General features: G+C 49.8%; 17 protein-coding genes, 1 pseudogene and 1 riboswitch. Of the genes and pseudogenes, 16 read left to right on the plus strand and 2 right to left on the minus strand.

Annotated features, from left to right (window positions below; all coding sequences use genetic code 11):
• The first annotated feature begins 10 nt into the window (after positions 1-10).
• The 6 genes from kynA to ACLIN2_RS01885 all read left to right on the plus strand — a co-directional run bounded on the left by kynA (position 11) and on the right by ACLIN2_RS01885 (position 4,771).
• The gene (kynA, locus tag ACLIN2_RS01860) at positions 11-871 is read left to right on the plus strand and encodes a tryptophan 2,3-dioxygenase (protein ID WP_122960252.1); all 861 of its coding nucleotides are present in this window, start codon (positions 11-13) and stop codon (positions 869-871) included.
• Positions 872-883: 12 nt separating this feature from the next.
• Positions 884-1,507, plus strand: coding sequence for an arylformamidase (gene kynB / locus ACLIN2_RS01865; protein WP_092276767.1), 624 nt, complete (start codon positions 884-886; stop codon positions 1,505-1,507).
• A 57-nt stretch (positions 1,508-1,564) separates the two neighbouring features.
• Positions 1,565-2,203, plus strand: coding sequence for an O-methyltransferase (locus tag ACLIN2_RS01870; protein WP_411503083.1), 639 nt, complete (start codon positions 1,565-1,567; stop codon positions 2,201-2,203).
• A 48-nt stretch (positions 2,204-2,251) separates the two neighbouring features.
• The gene (locus ACLIN2_RS01875; RefSeq protein WP_411503084.1) at positions 2,252-3,184 is read left to right on the plus strand and encodes a phosphotransferase; all 933 of its coding nucleotides are present in this window, start codon (positions 2,252-2,254) and stop codon (positions 3,182-3,184) included.
• Positions 3,185-3,313: 129 nt separating this feature from the next.
• Positions 3,314-3,784 (plus strand): GNAT family N-acetyltransferase, encoded by a 471-nt coding sequence (locus ACLIN2_RS01880; RefSeq protein WP_411503085.1) that lies wholly within the window; start codon positions 3,314-3,316, stop codon positions 3,782-3,784.
• A 300-nt stretch (positions 3,785-4,084) separates the two neighbouring features.
• A complete protein-coding gene (locus tag ACLIN2_RS01885; RefSeq protein WP_411503086.1) occupies positions 4,085-4,771 on the plus strand; it encodes a sulfite exporter TauE/SafE family protein in 687 nt (228 codons plus the stop codon).
• A gap of 10 nt (positions 4,772-4,781) precedes the next feature.
• On the opposite strand, the gene ACLIN2_RS01890 is transcribed toward ACLIN2_RS01885, so the two are convergent.
• Positions 4,782-5,237 carry a hypothetical protein gene (locus ACLIN2_RS01890; protein ID WP_411503087.1) on the minus strand — a complete coding sequence of 152 codons (456 nt, stop codon included), beginning with the start codon at positions 5,235-5,237 and terminating at the stop codon, positions 4,782-4,784.
• 165 nt (positions 5,238-5,402) lie between these two features.
• On the opposite strand from ACLIN2_RS01890, the gene ACLIN2_RS01895 reads away from it, so the two are divergent.
• The 4 genes and pseudogenes from ACLIN2_RS01895 to ACLIN2_RS01910 all read left to right on the plus strand — a co-directional run bounded on the left by ACLIN2_RS01895 (position 5,403) and on the right by ACLIN2_RS01910 (position 8,932).
• A complete protein-coding gene (locus tag ACLIN2_RS01895) occupies positions 5,403-7,586 on the plus strand; it encodes a heavy metal translocating P-type ATPase (RefSeq protein ID WP_327933011.1) in 2,184 nt (727 codons plus the stop codon).
• Positions 7,587-7,668: 82 nt separating this feature from the next.
• A riboswitch (cobalamin riboswitch) is annotated at positions 7,669-7,876 on the plus strand.
• A 274-nt stretch (positions 7,877-8,150) separates the two neighbouring features.
• Positions 8,151-8,267, plus strand: a pseudogene (locus tag ACLIN2_RS01900) (hypothetical protein); the annotation flags it as partial.
• 36 nt (positions 8,268-8,303) lie between these two features.
• Positions 8,304-8,786 carry an acyl-CoA thioesterase gene (locus ACLIN2_RS01905; RefSeq protein WP_411503088.1) on the plus strand — a complete coding sequence of 161 codons (483 nt, stop codon included), beginning with the start codon at positions 8,304-8,306 and terminating at the stop codon, positions 8,784-8,786.
• The gene (locus ACLIN2_RS01910) at positions 8,786-8,932 is read left to right on the plus strand and encodes a hypothetical protein (protein WP_411503089.1); all 147 of its coding nucleotides are present in this window, start codon (positions 8,786-8,788) and stop codon (positions 8,930-8,932) included. The genes ACLIN2_RS01905 and ACLIN2_RS01910 overlap by 1 nt, the downstream gene beginning before the upstream one ends.
• Before the next feature lie 83 nt (positions 8,933-9,015).
• Here the strand turns inward: ACLIN2_RS01910 and ACLIN2_RS01915 are convergent, their stop codons facing one another.
• Positions 9,016-9,447 (minus strand): VOC family protein, encoded by a 432-nt coding sequence (locus ACLIN2_RS01915; protein ID WP_122960261.1) that lies wholly within the window; start codon positions 9,445-9,447, stop codon positions 9,016-9,018.
• A 261-nt stretch (positions 9,448-9,708) separates the two neighbouring features.
• Between ACLIN2_RS01915 and ACLIN2_RS01920 the strand changes: the two genes are divergently transcribed.
• From ACLIN2_RS01920 to ACLIN2_RS01945, 6 genes are all read left to right on the plus strand, one after another.
• Positions 9,709-10,164 carry a MarR family winged helix-turn-helix transcriptional regulator gene (locus ACLIN2_RS01920; protein ID WP_411503090.1) on the plus strand — a complete coding sequence of 152 codons (456 nt, stop codon included), beginning with the start codon at positions 9,709-9,711 and terminating at the stop codon, positions 10,162-10,164.
• Between the two features lie 300 nt (positions 10,165-10,464).
• Complete coding sequence (locus ACLIN2_RS01925) at positions 10,465-11,412, plus strand: ring-cleaving dioxygenase (RefSeq protein ID WP_400588472.1); 948 nt, start codon at positions 10,465-10,467, stop codon at positions 11,410-11,412.
• A complete protein-coding gene (locus ACLIN2_RS01930) occupies positions 11,413-12,027 on the plus strand; it encodes an alpha/beta hydrolase (protein ID WP_092276795.1) in 615 nt (204 codons plus the stop codon). It abuts the gene before it with no gap.
• 227 nt (positions 12,028-12,254) lie between these two features.
• Positions 12,255-12,674 carry a MarR family winged helix-turn-helix transcriptional regulator gene (locus ACLIN2_RS01935; RefSeq protein ID WP_411503091.1) on the plus strand — a complete coding sequence of 140 codons (420 nt, stop codon included), beginning with the start codon at positions 12,255-12,257 and terminating at the stop codon, positions 12,672-12,674.
• Positions 12,675-13,213: 539 nt separating this feature from the next.
• On the plus strand, positions 13,214-14,677 hold the full coding sequence (locus ACLIN2_RS01940; protein ID WP_411503092.1) for a hypothetical protein: 1,464 nt from the start codon (positions 13,214-13,216) through the stop codon (positions 14,675-14,677).
• 302 nt (positions 14,678-14,979) lie between these two features.
• Positions 14,980-16,254: an MFS transporter gene (locus tag ACLIN2_RS01945; RefSeq protein ID WP_411503093.1), complete on the plus strand. Its 1,275-nt coding sequence runs from the start codon at positions 14,980-14,982 to the stop codon at positions 16,252-16,254.
• Positions 16,255-16,274: the final 20 nt, after the last annotated feature.

Consider the following 16,274-nt stretch of genomic DNA (forward strand, 5'->3'; position numbering starts at 1 on the left):
ACCTGTACGGATGACCAAACAATCGGAGGAAGATCAAATGAAAGACAGCAGTGAGCTGGAGAAAACCATTCATACCGATTTCGGCAAGGACATGACTTACGGGGATTACTTGCAGCTGGATCGTGTGCTGACAAGTCAAAAAAGGCTGTCCGATCATCATGATGAAATGCTGTTTATCGTCATCCATCAGGTGAGTGAGCTATGGATGAAGCAGATTCTGCACGAGCTGTCAGCTGCGATGGCGAGCATCCAGGAGGATCAGCTGGAACCGGCTTTCAAAATGCTGTCCCGCGTTTCCCGTATTCAGCAGCAGCTGATCAAGTCATGGGATGTGCTCTCTACGCTGACACCAGCGGAGTACATGCAGTTCCGTCACAAGCTGGGATACTCCTCCGGCTTTCAATCCTATCAAAATCGCATGATCGAGTTTATGCTCGGACATAAAAATGAACACGTCCTCTCTGTCTATCAGCACGAAGCGGAGCTGTCCAGCAAGATGAAGCAGCTTTTGGATGCGCCAAGCATTTACGACGCTGCAATCGCCGCTATGGCAAACCGGGGATTGCCGGTGGATGAAGCTGCCCTGAACCGTAACTGGGCGGAAGCCTATCAGCCGAACGAAAGTGTAGAGCAAGCATGGCTGGCCGTTTATCGGGATGTGAATAAGTATTGGGACCTGTATGAGCTGGCGGAAAAACTGGTGGACATCGCGAGCCAGCAGCAGCAATGGCGTTTTAATCACATGAATACCGTAGAGCGCATCATCGGGCAAAAGCCAGGCACAGGTGGATCTTCGGGGGTAGGCTATCTCAGGAGAGCTTTGGATCATCGCTTCTTCCCTGAGCTGTGGAGCCTGCGCACGCAACTGTAAGGGGGGCTTTCCTTGAAGCGATTGATCGATATTTCGCAAAGACTGGATAACCAGGTAGCGGGTTGGCCGGGGGATACGCCGTTTTCGTATTCGCTGGCATGGAATAAAGCCGACAGCGGTTCTGTAAATGTGGGCAAAATCGTCATGAGCATTCATACGGGAACGCATATCGATGCTCCTTTTCATTTCGATGATGAAGGAAAGCGGGTCATTGACCTGGACCCGGAGCTGTATGTAGGGCCAGCGCGTGTCGTTCACGTTTCTGTAAGCCAATCGATTGGGATCGATGATTTGAAAGATGTCGAATTGGAAGGGGTAACGCGCCTGTTGATCCGTACTGGAGCATGGGTAGACCGACAGTCGTTTCCTCAAACCATTCCCCATTTGGAGCCAGACTTGGCTGCCTATCTCGCACAGTACGGCGTCCGACTGATCGGGCTGGATCTTCCTTCCGTTGATGTACTCGACAGCAAGGAGCTGCCTGCTCACCATGGGCTTACTCGTCATGGCATTCATATTTTGGAGGGCATCGTTCTGGAAGACGTACAGCCAGGTGACTATGAATTAATCGCACTGCCTCTGCCGCTAGTCGAGGCGGATGGAAGCCCGGTAAGAGCTGTGCTTCGGGAGCTGTAAGCGAATAGAGAGAAAGAGCAGAGACTTACCATCATGGAGAGAAGGGGATGGAACAGGATGGATCAAGTGAACAGCTATATCGACTCCGTGTTTTCCAAGCAAGATACTCTTTTGGAGGAAGTCGTTGCGTCCATCAAAGAAAACGGCATGCCTTCTATCTCGGTGTCTCCCTCTTCAGGAAAGCTTCTCACGTTGCTGATCTCCATTTCCGGGGCGAAAGATGTGCTGGAAATAGGAGCTCTTGGCGGCTATAGCGGGATTTGCCTGGCCAGAGGCTTTGGCAGGGGGGGAACACTCACGTCTCTGGAGCTGGAGGAAAAATACGCAGAGCTGGCACACCGCAATCTATCAAAGGCTGGCTTTGGGCAGCAGGTAACCTATATGATTGGACCGGCACTGCAAAGCTTGGAGCAGCTCGTCAGCGAGAAGAGGCAATTTGATTTTTTCTTTATTGATGCGGACAAAGACAATTATGAAAACTACCTGCATGCGTGCATTCGATTGGCAAAGCCGGGCGCTCTGATCGTTGCGGATAACGTGCTTGCCAGTGGCAGTGTAGCAGCTGACAATGCGATGCCGACCCGGTATACAAAAATCATGAGGAAGTTCAATGAAGCGGTGGCCAATCATCCTCAGCTGGAGTCCCAGTTGATTCCGATTGGCGATGGTTTGACTGTCTCAAAGGTAAAGGAGTAAGACTTTTGCCCGATCAGGTCGTAGCGATGAAAAGGGAGGAGCATATACGTGGCAAACAAGAATGTATGGGACCCGGATTGGGATATTTCAGACGAGATCGCACAGCAGCTCATCTACAACCAATTTCCCCAGCTATCCTCTCATACTGTACAGCGGCTGGGGCATGGCTGGGACAATACGGTCTTTCTCGTTGGCGGCAAGTACGTCTTTCGATTTCCGCGAAGAGAGCTTGCGGTTGATTTGATTCATTTGGAAGGGAAGCTCCTGCCAAAACTGGACGGTTTACTTACTCTGCCGTATCCGAAGCCGCTTTTCTACGGAAAAGGAACCAGCGAGTATCCTTGTCCTTTTTTAGGGTATTCGTATGTCAAAGGCAGCTTCCCCCAGAAGCTTGCAGATGAGCAACGGGCGAAATCGGCTAAGAAGCTGGGACAGTTTTTGCGAAGGCTGCACTCCTTTCCAGTCCAGATCGCCCGTGAAAACGGTGCCCCCGAAGACCATCGGAAGCTGATGGACATCCCTGCGCGAAAGGAAAAGATGCAAGTTTTCCTCTCTCGTTTAAGCAACCAGATGGAGGAAAGAGAGCGAGCTGCTCTGGCGGACTATTTCAAACAGCTGTCTACCGATCCGGTTCGGGAGCGTAATGTTTTTTCACATGGAGATCTGCATTTTAAAAACGTACTGGTAGACGAACAGGGGGAAGTCTCAGGTATTATCGATTGGGGAGATATGAGCGTGGGGCACGCTGCCGGGGACTTGAGTATCGGATACAGCTTTCTGCCGCCGCGAGCACGCCATGCATTCTTCGCGGAGTATGGGGAAGTGGACGAAGATACGAAGCGACTGGCGCGTATGATGGCCATTTACATACCCATGCTGGTTTGGCTGCAAGCCATAGATGACGGAGATAAGCGGCTTGCCCAGGAGGCAAAGGGTACGATTGCGCGGGCGCTCACTGATGAGGAATTTCATGATAGGTAAATGTGATGTCATGTTTTCTGACATAACTGGTTGAACGGTGGGAATTTTCCGTGCTACTATGGTGATGAGCCGAATGAAATGACGGCAAATCGATAGTCATGATTCCATGACAAGGAGCTGTGAATCGCCATGGTTAGCTTGACCAGAACTTCTTCCGACCACCCTGATTTTCGCTTGTTGATCGAATTGCTTGATCAAGACCTTTGGCAACGATACCCCCATACCCAAGAGTCGTACCTGCCGTTTAACGTGATCAAATTAGATGCGAAGGTCGTTGTCGCCTATGTAGATGGCGCGCCAGTGGGGTGCGGCTGTTTTCGTGATACAGGCCAATCGGGGATCGTGGAAATCAAAAGAATGTATGTGAAAGAGGGAGCACGGGGGCAGGGAGTCGCCAAAAAGGTACTCCAGGCTCTCGAGGCATGGGCAGTCGAGGAAGGGAAGGGAAGAGCGATTCTGGAGACAGGCACCAATCAGCCTGAAGCAGTCTCGTTGTACGGCAAGCTGGGCTATGAAATGATCGATCGATATGAACCGTACGTGGATAATGACAACAGCATTTGTATGGGAAAAACGTTGTCTTACTCGTATCCATCATAAAGCTCTGCATAAATCATGAACTGCCAGGTGCGCCCTGGCAGTTCGTTTTTTTAACGTATAAGAATTTATAAGCGTAATGCTTATGAATTCTGGAGCGCATGACGAAGTGCCTCAGCGTCAGCTTCTGGCATTACTTCGGTAAAACATTCCACTAAAACGCGGTCGCTCCTCCTTGAGCAGGCCTCGATAGAGGTTTTCTTATACAGCTGCACTCGAATCGTTCTCCTAGTCATAATCGCGCAGCAAGTGAAGTAACTAAAAGAGAGGATGACACAATCGAGCAAAGGTAGGGATCGCCCCATGCACCTCGGCCTGCATGATTATCTGCTCTTGACGCTGACAGGAATCTTTAGCGCCCCTCATTGCATCGGTATGTGCGGAGGAATTATGTCGGCATGGACCCTGCAGTCCCGTTCCTCCATGCTGCATACCGTTATGGCGTACAACCTCGGGCGGGTCCTGACCTATATGGGAGTCGGCGCGTTCATGGGATTGATCGGCTCGTTTGTAGATGCGGCGGGAACGATAGTAGGACTCCAAGGGATCGCCAACGTGCTGGGTGGACTGTTGATCCTGCTGTGGGTCATCAAAAAGGTGTCGCTGCCGCTTAGCCATTGGTCCATCCTGCAGCTGTCCCCCGTCCAAAAGTGGCTGGACAAACAAAAATCTCGCCCTGGTGTCCTCCCGATCTTTTTCAGCGGGTTGCTGCTCGGCTTTTTACCCTGCGGCCTGACCTATACGATGCATATGAAAGCCGCTGCCTCAGGAAGCATGGGAGAAGGCGCGCTTACGTTGGCCTTTTTTGGACTCGGAACACTGCCAGCCCTTTTTCTGATCGGCCTGTTCTCCGTCGTTCTTTCCAGAGCGCTACGCAACCGGATTTTGGTCGTCGCCAATCTGCTCGCAGTCTACATCGGTGTGGTGTCAATCATGCGCGGTCTGGTAATCAACGGCTGGGTGCCTCATGTAAATCCTTGGCTATGGTAGATGGGGGAGATCAAGGCTCGGCGGAAAACAAGTAGGACACCGTGGAAGACTTGCCGTCTGCCTCCAGCGTAATATCCGCTTTCCATTCTCCGATCATCGTTGGGATGATCTTTGCAACGAATACCCCTGGCTCTATGTATTCGGCCGCTACCAGTACTTCTCCGTGATCCATGCTCGGCATCGACAAGGTGATCGAGACTTTGGCGTTTTTCCACTTGTCAGCCTCCGCTTCAGAAAGCATGATGCGCAGTTCATTTTCCTTGAGGATTTTAGGCGTTTCAGGCTCCAGTGCGACTTGGATGGAAAGAGAAAACTCAGCAAAGGTCAGCCTATCAGATGACGCAGTGGAGCTGGATGGAGGGGATGATGGCGTAACCTGAGCCGAGTGCCCAGCGTGTGAAGAGCATGCCGACAGGAGCAACAGGGCAGAAAAAAACAGCATGGACAGGACAGAAGCTCGTTTCAAACGATCACCGCTTTCTCACTGTATTGCAAGCAGCAAGCACCATAATCGTATTCAAAAGAAGGCACTTCCATGCAATTTATCTGCCTGGTTTCATTTCTAAATCCCTTGGGCGACGCATACGTATTACAGCGGGACATGCGGTCGTAACAAAGGGGTGTTCAGAGAATGACCACGAAGCAAATCTATCAGGTCACAGGAATGACTTGTGCTGCCTGTGCGACTCGGATCGAAAAAATACTGACGAAAACGAACGGTGTGATAGAGGTAGAGGTCAGCCTGGCGACCAACAAAGCGCGGGTTTCCTATGATGATCAGCAAATTGACAACGATGCGATCATCGCGAGGATTGAAAAGCTGGGCTATCAGGCACAGCCCGAGCAAGAGGGAGAGGCGCACTCGGAAAAGGACGACCTGCTTCGCCGCTTCCTGTTTTCCAGTGTCCTCACCGTGCCTTTTTTGTGGGGGATGGCGTCTCATTTTTCGTTTTCCTCGTTTATTTGGGTACCTGCGCTATTTTTGCATCCCTATTTTCAGTTCGCCTTGGCGCTTCCCATTCAGCTATGGATCGGCTATCCCTTTTACGCGGGCGCTTGGAGTGCGATCCGGAATCGTAGCGCCAATATGGATGTCCTGGTCGTCCTCAGTACGTCGGCCGCCTTTTTTTACAGTCATTACCTCACGTTTACGGCCTCGCCTGCGTCCACCCATCAGCTCACGCTTTACTACGAGACCTGTGCGGTTATCTTTACTTTTCTGCTGCTTGGCAAATACCTGGAGGCCATGGCCAAGGATCGCAGCAGAAACGCCATCCGGCAGCTGCATCATTTACAGCCGAAGGTCGCGAACGTGCTGCGCCCGACAGGTGTTACCACTGTGCCAGTAAGCGAGCTCGTTGTCGGCGATATTTTCATCGTCAAGCCAGGGGAACGCATTCCTACGGACGGCCTCGTCATCGAAGGCCAATCCACGGTCGACCAATCCATTTTTACGGGAGAGAGCCTGCCGGTGGAGAAATGGAGCGGGCAAACGGTGATCGGGGCGACGCTGAACCAGAACGGCTGGCTGAAAGTGAAAACGACAAAGGTAGGCAGCGAAACTGCATTAACGCAGGTCATCAAGACGGTAGAGGAAGCCCAGATGTCCAAGGCACCCATCCAACGCATGGCAGATGAAATGACGGATATCTTCGTGCCGATCATCATCAGCATAGCCGTGATCTCGTTTTTGGCCTGGTATTACGTGTTCACGTCGCACGCATTTGGTGAGTCGCTCGAGAAGGCCATCGCAGTCCTTATCATCGCTTGTCCGTGCGCCTTGGGTTTGGCGACGCCGATGTCCATCCTGGTAGCATCTGGGCGGGCGGCACAGCTCGGTATTTTATTTAAGCAAGGCAAGTATTTGGAGACACTGCAGCGGGTGGATACGGTCGTTTTGGACAAAACAGGCACGCTGACAAAAGGAAAGCATGAAGTGATCGACATGTATACATTCGGCTGGTCAAAGGAAGAGCTTATGCGCTTGGTAGCAGCTGCAGAGACGGCGTCCGAGCATCCTCTCGCAGCGGCGATTGTCGCGTATATGAAAAATCGCGGCGTGTCCATACCTGCTCCTACCTCGTTCACACCTTTGCCCGGATACGGAATTATTGCGAGTGTAAGCGGTCACTCCGTCATCGTGGGCTCTGCCAAGCTCATGAACAGCCATAACATTGATGTTACCCCCGTCCAACAGCGAATGGACGGACACGCGACAGAAGGGAAAATCGTGATGCTGGTGGCCATCGACCATCGGCTGGCTGGCTATATTGCCCTGTCCGATCCGCTGAAGGAGGATGCCGTACATGCTGTGCAACGGCTGAAAAAGCTCGGAAAAGACGTCATGATCATCACGGGAGACAACGAGCATACGGCCTGGAGTATCGCCAGACAAGCAGGGATACGTCGCGTCTATGCCAGCAAGCTGCCGGGGGAAAAGGTCCAGATTATTCAGGAGCTGCAAAAGAGGGGCAAGACGGTGGCAATGGTCGGAGATGGGATCAATGACGCTCCTGCGCTCATGGCTTCCCACATTGGGATTGCGCTCGGTACAGGAGCGGATATCTCGAAGGATTCTGCTGACGTGCTCATCATGCACGGGGAGCTGACTGGCATTGTGCATTCCTTCCTTCTCAGCCAGCAGACGATGAAAAACATTCGCCAAAATCTGTTTTGGGCGCTCTTTTACAATACGGTTGCCATTCCAGCAACGATGATTGGCTTTTTGGCTCCGTGGGTAGCGGGGATCGCGATGGCATTCAGCTCGCTCTCCGTCGTATTGAACTCGCTGCGACTAAGACGGAGCAAATTGTAAAAACAACTGGAGTATTCAGAGCAAATCGATTAGGATAATAACCATACATGATTTCCGACATGTATGCTATGAATTTTGAAAAACTGAATAAGTGGAAACAGGTTCCTTGGATGCAAGCATGCTTGTAGCCAGGGATGAAAAGGGAAGATCGGTGCAAATCCGACACGGTCCCGCCACTGTAAGAGGGGAGTCAGCACTCCGAACAAGCCACTGATCCAAATGGATCGGGAAGGCAGGTTGCTGGCGATGAGCCTTGAGTCAGGAGACCTGCCTGTTTCGACGACACCAGATGACCTACGGGAGATAGGGAGGTGTTAGGATCGCTATGGCAGACTTACGTTTATTTTCACTGCTTATTTAGGCATTTCTAACCTTCTATCAGGGGTTGGGGATGCCTTTTCTATTTCGTCCAAAACCAAAAGCTGGAGGGATATGGAGTGAGCAGAATGAAGAGCAGCAACCTTTTTGACTCCGTAAAACACTACGCGGAAGTGATCGATTTGCCGGTATATATGGATTCCTGAAAGATAAGACTCAAGGTGTAGGACTTGTGCATGGTCGTAATGGATCAATCCTGACTGCGGATTAAAAACACGCGGAGAAGAAGAAACCATCGCTTCGCTCAAAAACATGGTAGAGGCTACTCAACTGGTGCGCAAACAGCTGGCGGCAGTGAAATAGAGCAGCAGAGTAGAACGAGACGTAAGGAGGAGCAGCATGGACCATCCATCCAAAACTGTCAGTGAATCCAGGACCGTCATGACTGATCTGGTCTTTCCGCCTGATACGAACCACCTCCATACGATTTTCGGGGGAAAAGTGATGGCGCACGTAGACAAGATCGCTTGCATAGCAGCCATGCGTCATTGCCGCCGAGCCGTAGTGACCGTATCAAGCGACAGCTTTGACTTCTTGGCTCCGATCAAGACCGGTGAAGCGATCAATCTGGAAGCCTACGTGACATGGGTACACAAAACCTCGATGGAAGTTTTCGTAAAGGTAGAGTCGGAGAATTTGCTGACAGCTGAGCGCAGATTGACAGCGAGAGCTTATTTAACCTTTATCGCCTTGGATGACGAAGGAAAACCGACCACAGTCCCACAAGTGATTCCCGAGACCGATGAGGAAAAAAGCCAGTACGAACATGCGGAAGAACGCTATCACATAAGAAAAAAGCGCCGGGCAGAGAAGGTCCATTGATGGAGCGAAATGACAGGATGATCGAGCGTTTCGAATGTCAGTGGTGCGGCTATGCAGAAGACGTATGGAGTGTAGGCGAAGAACACATCGTTACGGGACTAGCATGCTCGTGCTGCGGGATGACGGATATCGACAGCCATATCTGAGAGTTCTTGCGTATGGCTATAGCATGAAGGAAAGCAATCAGAAAAACCGAGTCTGCCATCTAGGAGACTCGGTTTCGTTGCTATTACATATGATGCTGACCTTCCGTGTAGATTTGGAAGCTTACGCCGAACTTGTCCGTGACAATGCCATAACCAGGGCTGAAGTGGGTTTCTTGCAGAGGCATAACGACAGAGCCGCCTTCTTGCAGAGCTTCAAACAGCTGCTTGGACTTATCGGCTGAGTCGGTGGAGAGACAAATGGTGACTTGGTTGCCGATTTGAACAGGCTGCCCTGGGAATGTATCCGAAAACATCAGCTCGGACTCTCCGATTTTAATCGTAGCATGTCCAACGCGATCTCGTGCAGCTTCTGGCAGAGGGTACTCGGGGTTTGCAGGCATTTCCCCAAAGGTTTGCAGGAAAAGAACTTGTGCTTCGAGTGCTTTCTGGTAAAACTCGATCGCTTCTTTGGCGTTGCCATCCATCATCAAATAGGGAGTCAAGCGCATGGTCATGAACATTCAGCTCCTCGGCGAGTGTTTTTTTCGTTGCGGACAAGAGATGGTCATCCATTTTCTGACACAATATGATTATAACGAACAGAACGTATGTTTGCAACAGGGTAATAGTTAAAATTTCCATTTATTTTCTATCGTTGTGGCGCATTGACTTGAATCGCCGTTTACAATCTTTTTCAATCGACCGGGTTGACAAAGAGAAATATTCATCATACAATTATCTCGAATTAAAGATATTTTATAAAAGGATTTGGTTCTGTGAAAAAAGATGACGGCCACCCGGACGAATTGTCACTGAAGCTGTTCGTGATCTTATCGAGAGCGTATCGGTCGATCAGCGACTTCGTGACAGACGATATGAAGCGCTACGGTCTGAATCCATCGGAATTCATGGTGCTCGAGCTGCTGTATCATAAAGGCGAGCAGCCGATCCAGCATATTGGCAAAAAAGTGTTGCTGGCAAGTGGTAGCATGACCTATGTGATTGATAAGCTGGAGTCTAAACAATTGCTGGAACGGAAAACCAGCCAGGAGGATCGCCGCGTCATTTACGCCTCCATCACGAAAGCAGGAAAACAGCTGATGGATGAAATTTTTCCTCAGCACCGTGCAGCTATCGAAAAGCTGTTTAAAGGGCTGACAGCCGAACAAAAAGATACAATGATCCAACTGCTAAAAGAAACGGGTCTGAAAGCATCCAATTTGAAGAAGTAATTTTTTTGAGAATATATCTCTAATTTAAGATATATGAATAAAGGGTATTTGTGCGGTGATCTCGTACCTGATTGGGAATGATAACGAAGTCATAGCCAAGGAAAAAAGGGAAAGAAGGAGCGGATAAAGATGGCAAACGTAAACCTGGCAGTCAAAATGGTAAAGGCGGGGCAGCCATAGATCCGCTGACAGCATCAGATGTGGGGATAATAGCTCTCCATTCCCACAAAATCTTTAATTAAAGATAAATGAACGAAGGATAAAAAGCCGATCCTACGGCAATCAGAGGAGGAAACAAGTATGAAACAGCAAACAGCAGGCATCCACCACATTACGGCTTTTGTAAGACATCCACAGGAGAACGTCGACTTTTACGCAGGCTTGCTCGGACTTAGACTGGTGAAGAAAACCATTAACTTTGATGCCCCTGAAGTGTATCATCTCTATTTCGGAAACGAGGCAGGGAGTCCGGGAACCGCTATTACCTTCTTTCCTTATGCCGCCTCACGCAAGGGCCGCATTGGGGGAGGACAGGTGGGCTATACCACCTTTTTGATTCCGGTCGGAACGCTGGGCTTCTGGGAGGATCGTTTGAACAAATTTGAAGTAGCCTATAACAAAGTAACGCGATTCAAAGAGACATATCTGCAATTCGCCGATCAGGATGGTCTGCAGCTCGAGCTGGTTGAGCGCGAAGGCGGTGCGCCAAGCAAGTGGTCGTTTGGCAATATTCCTGCCGAGAAAGCGATCAAAGGCTTTGGGGGAGCGATCCTGTATAGCGTACAGCCAGAAAAAACGATGGAAGTGCTGCAAAATCTGCTGGGGCTTGAAAAGGTCGGTGAGGAAGGTGGACTCGTCCGCTTCCGTTCGGTAGGCGATCTGGGCAACATCATTGATGTAAATGCACAGCCTATGCCAAGGGGAGCAGGCGGAGCGGGGACGGTTCACCATATTGCTTGGCGGGCAAAAGACGATGCCGATCATCGCAGCTGGAGGGAAAAGGTGGAAGCGTATGGACTGCATCCAACAGACATCGTGGACAGACAATATTTTAACGCACTCTATTTCCGGGAATACGGCGAGATTCTCTTTGAAATTGCTACGGATCCTCCAGGCTTTGGAAGAGATGAAGCGTTCGAACAGTTAGGGGAGAAACTGATGCTGCCCGAATGGTATGAGCCTTATCGTACGCAGATTGAGCAGGGCTTAACGCCTATTACCGTACGTGTGCTGGAGGGAGACAAGTAAATGAAACATGTGTTTAAACAAGGGACCAACCTCGATGCTCCTACGCTTTTGCTTCTGCATGGCACGGGCGGAGACGAAAACGACTTGCTTCCGCTGGGGCAGCGCATCGCTCCAGAGGCTTCTGTGCTCAGCGTTCGGGGAAATGTACTGGAAAATGGCATGCCACGCTTCTTTCGACGGCTTGCAGAAGGGGTGTTTGACGAAGAGGATCTCATTTTTCGCACTAAGGAGCTCAATGATTTTCTTGATCAAGCGGCGCTCGAATACCAGTTTGACCGCGACAATCTAGTGGCTGTCGGCTATTCCAACGGAGCGAATATCGCAGGAAGTCTTCTTTTTCATTACGCAGATGCTTTAAAGGGAGCGATTCTTTATCACCCGATGGTTCCGCGGCGTGGAATCCCTTTGCCTGATCTGACTGGTGTCCCGATCTTTATCGGTGCAGGTACGAATGACCCGATTTGTTCCCCACAGGAAACGGAGGAGCTGTCTCATTTGCTAAAGGGAGCGGGTGCCTCGGTCGCGCTGCAATGGGCAAACTACGGCCATCAGCTCACTGCTGCGGAAGTGAACGCCTCTGCCGAGTGGTTCCGCGATGTATTTGATCTCGGGTAAACAGGAAAATAAAAATGAAAACTTGCCCATGAAGAAAAACAGCAGGCGTCCAGTCTGCTGTTTTTTTGTGAGGTTTTGCCGGGTAACAGGGAGGAAAAGGGGTAAAGAGTCGCATTCTTTTTGAATTAAACATCTGTGTAAAAAGGCTGGTAAGCGACTGGAGCTGCCATTGACGGCTATCCGAAATGCATCTACACTTGTAACAAATTTCAGACGTGGGTGATTTCATGAAAATTGACGATACAATGGCTTTGTTTATTCGCCGCTTGGACGTAAAGATAACCAATCTCATGCGAACGAAAATGGAGCCGTATCAAATAGCTCCCGAGCAGCATCTGATTTTGCGATTGCTCCTCGAGCGGGACGGACTGACACAAAATGAGATTGCGCAGCAGCTCGAAAAAGACAAAACGAATGTAGCCCGAATGGTTTCCAGCCTGGAAAAAAAAGGATTTATCATTCGGGTCACCAGTCCAAGTGACCGTCGTTATGTGAGCGTTCACATCTCGCGAAAAGGCAGAATATTGTGTGAGATGGTTCGTCCACATTTGGCAGAAGTGAACAAGCAGCTGCAACAGGGTATGACGGAAGAAGAGAAAGAGACACTGAGCAGGATCCTGCATAAGATTTATAAAAACGCGACGTAAGCCTGTTGGATGATCCTTTCGGAAAGAGGATCATTTTTTATACGGTAAGAATTTACAATATTCTTAGCCAGTATAAGTGCAACTAAGGCTCCGCCATAAAGCTTGGCGGAGCAAAGTTTTCTAATTCCCCTGAAACTATGAATCCCCAAATAAAGGGTGGAACATAAGACTTGTCCCAAATCGCGCTACAAAAAGGTTTTTGGTGAGAAAAAACGCCCTGACAACCCGATCAGGATTGCCTTATGAGGCTATAAGCATGATGTAATAATTGTTTTTATATTTAAAATTATAAAAAAACAAAAGTACAATGAAGGGGTAACGTGATAGCAGCACAGTTATTAGGGGGGCGCAGCTACGTATCTTTTGAGCTGGCAAAAGAAACGCATCGCTATTTTCAGATGGACATTTGAGATGAAAAGGGGGGGGAGCGTGATAGTCACAAGCCAGGAGCAGTGGTTGCTATGGCAACTAATTTTCAGCTGTTATCGCAGATTTGCGGATGACGGAGTTAATATCCTGTGAAAGAAGGTGTTCAAGTTATGGCATTGACTGCAGCACATTGGATGTTCGCCTTTGTTACCTTGGTCATTATTGCGGCCATTATTTTCCGCCGGGGAGTTGTCATCCCCACCTTAATCGGTACGCTGCTCGTAGCCTGGATGTATAAGGGGAGCATGGTTGGTGGACTCACCGCCGTTTTTAACGCGAATCTAGTAGCGGCTAAAGAACTGTTCAATATTTTTCTGATCATGACCTTTATGGTTGCCTTGCTTAACTCATTGAAGGATCTCGGCGCAGACAAACAGATGATTGCCCCGATTCAAAAGTATATGGTAAACGGTCACGTTGCCTTTTTTGTTCTGGTCGGCATTACGTATGTGATTTCGCTGTTCTTCTGGCCGACTCCAGCGGTCCCATTGATCTGTGCCTTGCTGGTCCCGGCAGCGGTTCGTGCCGGATTGCCCGTGATGGGGGCAGCGGTGGCGGTAGCGCTGGCAGGGCAGGGGATGGCACTGGCCTCTGACTATGTCATGCAGGTCGTCCCTATGGTGACTGCTACAGCGGCAGGGATTGATACGGCTCTCGTGGCAGACAAATCCTTGGTTTTGTCGCTGATCACTGGTCTGACGTCCATTGCCATCGCGTATGCAGTGATGCGCAAACAGATTCGCAAACCAAACAGCGCCGAAGTAGAGCAGGAACTAGCTATTTTACAGGGAGTAGGTGCCCAAGGGCAGGCTGCCAGTGAAATGGCTGCAACAGCCGAAGATGCGATTCCGAAAGGCGTTGCAACCAAGTGGGGAAAGGCATTCGCCATTATCGTTCCCCTGACCATGCTCGTCGTCGTAGGCTATATGATCAGCACAAAGGTTATCGAAGGTCGCGAGGGTGGTTTGATTGGCGGGGACGGAGCGGCTCTCATTTGCGGGACAGCCGTTATGCTTTTGATCCTGGCGACTTTGGCGGCAAAAGGAATGAAAGCGTTCGATAAAATCGGCGACCATCTGACAGAGGGCTTTGTCGTTGCATTCCGGGTGATGGGGGCAGTCATTCCGATTGCCGGATTTTTCTTCATGGGCAGCAGCGATTTCACTGGAAGTATTTTGTCGCTGGCAGAGGATGCTGCGAAACCGGCATTTTTGTTTGACCTCGTGCAGAGTGCGCAAGCTTATGTTCCACAAAGCTCGTTCTTAACGGCATTCGGCATTTTGTTTGTAGGAATGCTCACTGGGCTGGATGGCTCAGGATTTGCAGGCTTGACTTTAGCCGGATCACTTTCTGGCGCATTGGCACAAGGATCGGGAGTGGACGCTTCGACTCTGGCGGCGATCGGTCAGGTAGGAACGATCTTTACAGGGGGCGGAACACTGGTAGCTTGGTCTTCCCTGGTGGCTGTATCCGGATTTTGCGGAGTATCTGCCTTTGACTTGGCACGGAAAAACTTTTTACCCGTCGTGGTGGGCTTGATTCTTTCCACAATCGTTGCCCTCGTGATTTGGTAGTTAGCCTCACTTTTGAGAGGAGGCATTCATAGTTGCTATAGCATCTTCCTCTTGATGGAGTGCCGAAGAGCCGTTTTCATATTCCATAGAAACTATGATAGGCCAGATAAAGGGGGAGAGCGGGTGTTTTGCCAAAGCTCTGATTTTAAAAAGGTTTTTTTGCAAAAATTCGGGCGCGGATGGTCATCATTATTGGCTTATGAGTTTTTAAGAATGATTTAATAATTCTTTTTATATTTAAAATAATAAAAAATCGAACGTACAATGGGGGAGTAGCAAGAAAAACAATAGGGGGTATTCATTTGAGCCAACTGGGGACTACAGCGCAAGCAGCAACTGGAAAAATGACAAGAGCAAGATGGATTCAGATCGGTTTGCCGCTACTTATTTTGTTCACCGTGTCGATGATTGACAAGTCCAACATCAACATTTTGCTGGCGAACAAGCCCTTCCTGCAGGATTTGGGCATTAAGGATGGCGCGATTAAAGGTACATTGAGCAGTATTTTCTTGATTACCTACGCTATTGGGCAATTTGGTTGGGGTTTTGTTGTTGACCGAATTGGTGCATGTAAGAGTGGTCTCATCGGTATTTTCTTCTGGGTAGTTGCAATGGTTCTGGGGGGAATGGCTGAGTCCGTATCGGCTTTGTTCTGGTCCCGTTCTATTCTTGGCTTGAGTGAAGGTGTCCTTTATCCCATCGCTTTGACGTTGACTGCCAAATGGTTCCCTGCGAACGAGCAAGCAAAAGCACAGGCGCTTTGGTTCAATGGTAACTCCTTGGGTCCCGTGATCGGTTTGCCGATTATCGCGATCGTCGCGCAAAATTATGGATGGAGAGAGAGCTATCATGCGCTTGGTGCCGTGTCCCTTCTCTGTCTGGTCATGTTCTGGCTGATGGTCCGCAACAGCCCGGGCGAACACCGTGCCGTCAATGCGGCTGAGAAAGAGTACATCGAAAAAGGTGCAAGCACGGTAAAGAAAGAGATCGCGGACACGGGTGAAGTAAAAGCGGTTTTGAAAAATCCTATCTTCTGGATGCTGGTTGCGGTTTACGGCTGTGTTTCCATCGGATTCTTCGGAATTTCCACATTCCTTCCAAGCTATCTGACGGAAGTCAAACAAGTTCCTTTCGTACAATCTGCTTTTGTCAATGCTGCCGGCTATGGCTTGGCGATTCTCGTTCAAATGGGTTCGGGTTTCTTGTCTGACAAAATCATGAAGCGCGCTGTATTTGTTGGCGGAGCAAGTGCACTGATTATTATTTTCTTGTTGCTGTCGATGTTTACCAGCAGTGTCATGGGTGCACAGCTTTTGAGCATTCTCTTGATCAGCGTATTGCTGATGCCGGCTGCTCTGACCATGACGATGCTGCATAAAGTGGCATCGCCGCGAGTAATGGGACGTATCGGCGGTATTTTTGGTAGCGTTTCCTATGCCCTGGCGGCTGTCGGGCCAATCGTAGTAGGTGCTGTAAGCCAAGCTTCTGGTTCCTATACAGGGGGCTTCCTGGCGCTGATGAGCTTTATCGTCATTTCACTGGTACTGTGCTTGGTACTGATGCGCAAAGGCTACTAATCAACTCGAAAGTACAACAA

The sequence above is a fragment of the Brevibacillus centrosporus genome, from assembly GCF_046622605.1.
Taxonomy (GTDB): Bacteria; Bacillota; Bacilli; order Brevibacillales; family Brevibacillaceae; genus Brevibacillus; species Brevibacillus centrosporus.

Bases quoted from the DNA above. Each gene is read 5' to 3' on its own strand.
- kynA (WP_122960252.1), top strand. From the start codon at position 11: ATGACCAAACAATCGGAGGAAGATCAAATGAAAGACAGCAGTGAGCTG.
- ACLIN2_RS01870 (WP_411503083.1), top strand. From the start codon at position 1,565: ATGGATCAAGTGAACAGCTATATCGACTCCGTGTTTTCCAAGCAAGAT.
- ACLIN2_RS01880 (WP_411503085.1), top strand. From the start codon at position 3,314: ATGGTTAGCTTGACCAGAACTTCTTCCGACCACCCTGATTTTCGCTTG.
- ACLIN2_RS01885 (WP_411503086.1), top strand. From the start codon at position 4,085: ATGCACCTCGGCCTGCATGATTATCTGCTCTTGACGCTGACAGGAATC.
- ACLIN2_RS01895 (WP_327933011.1), top strand. From the start codon at position 5,403: ATGACCACGAAGCAAATCTATCAGGTCACAGGAATGACTTGTGCTGCC.
- ACLIN2_RS01905 (WP_411503088.1), top strand. From the start codon at position 8,304: ATGGACCATCCATCCAAAACTGTCAGTGAATCCAGGACCGTCATGACT.
- ACLIN2_RS01910 (WP_411503089.1), top strand. From the start codon at position 8,786: ATGGAGCGAAATGACAGGATGATCGAGCGTTTCGAATGTCAGTGGTGC.
- ACLIN2_RS01915 (WP_122960261.1), bottom strand. From the start codon at position 9,447: ATGACCATGCGCTTGACTCCCTATTTGATGATGGATGGCAACGCCAAA.
- ACLIN2_RS01925 (WP_400588472.1), top strand. From the start codon at position 10,465: ATGAAACAGCAAACAGCAGGCATCCACCACATTACGGCTTTTGTAAGA.
- ACLIN2_RS01930 (WP_092276795.1), top strand. From the start codon at position 11,413: ATGAAACATGTGTTTAAACAAGGGACCAACCTCGATGCTCCTACGCTT.
- ACLIN2_RS01935 (WP_411503091.1), top strand. From the start codon at position 12,255: ATGAAAATTGACGATACAATGGCTTTGTTTATTCGCCGCTTGGACGTA.
- ACLIN2_RS01940 (WP_411503092.1), top strand. From the start codon at position 13,214: ATGGCATTGACTGCAGCACATTGGATGTTCGCCTTTGTTACCTTGGTC.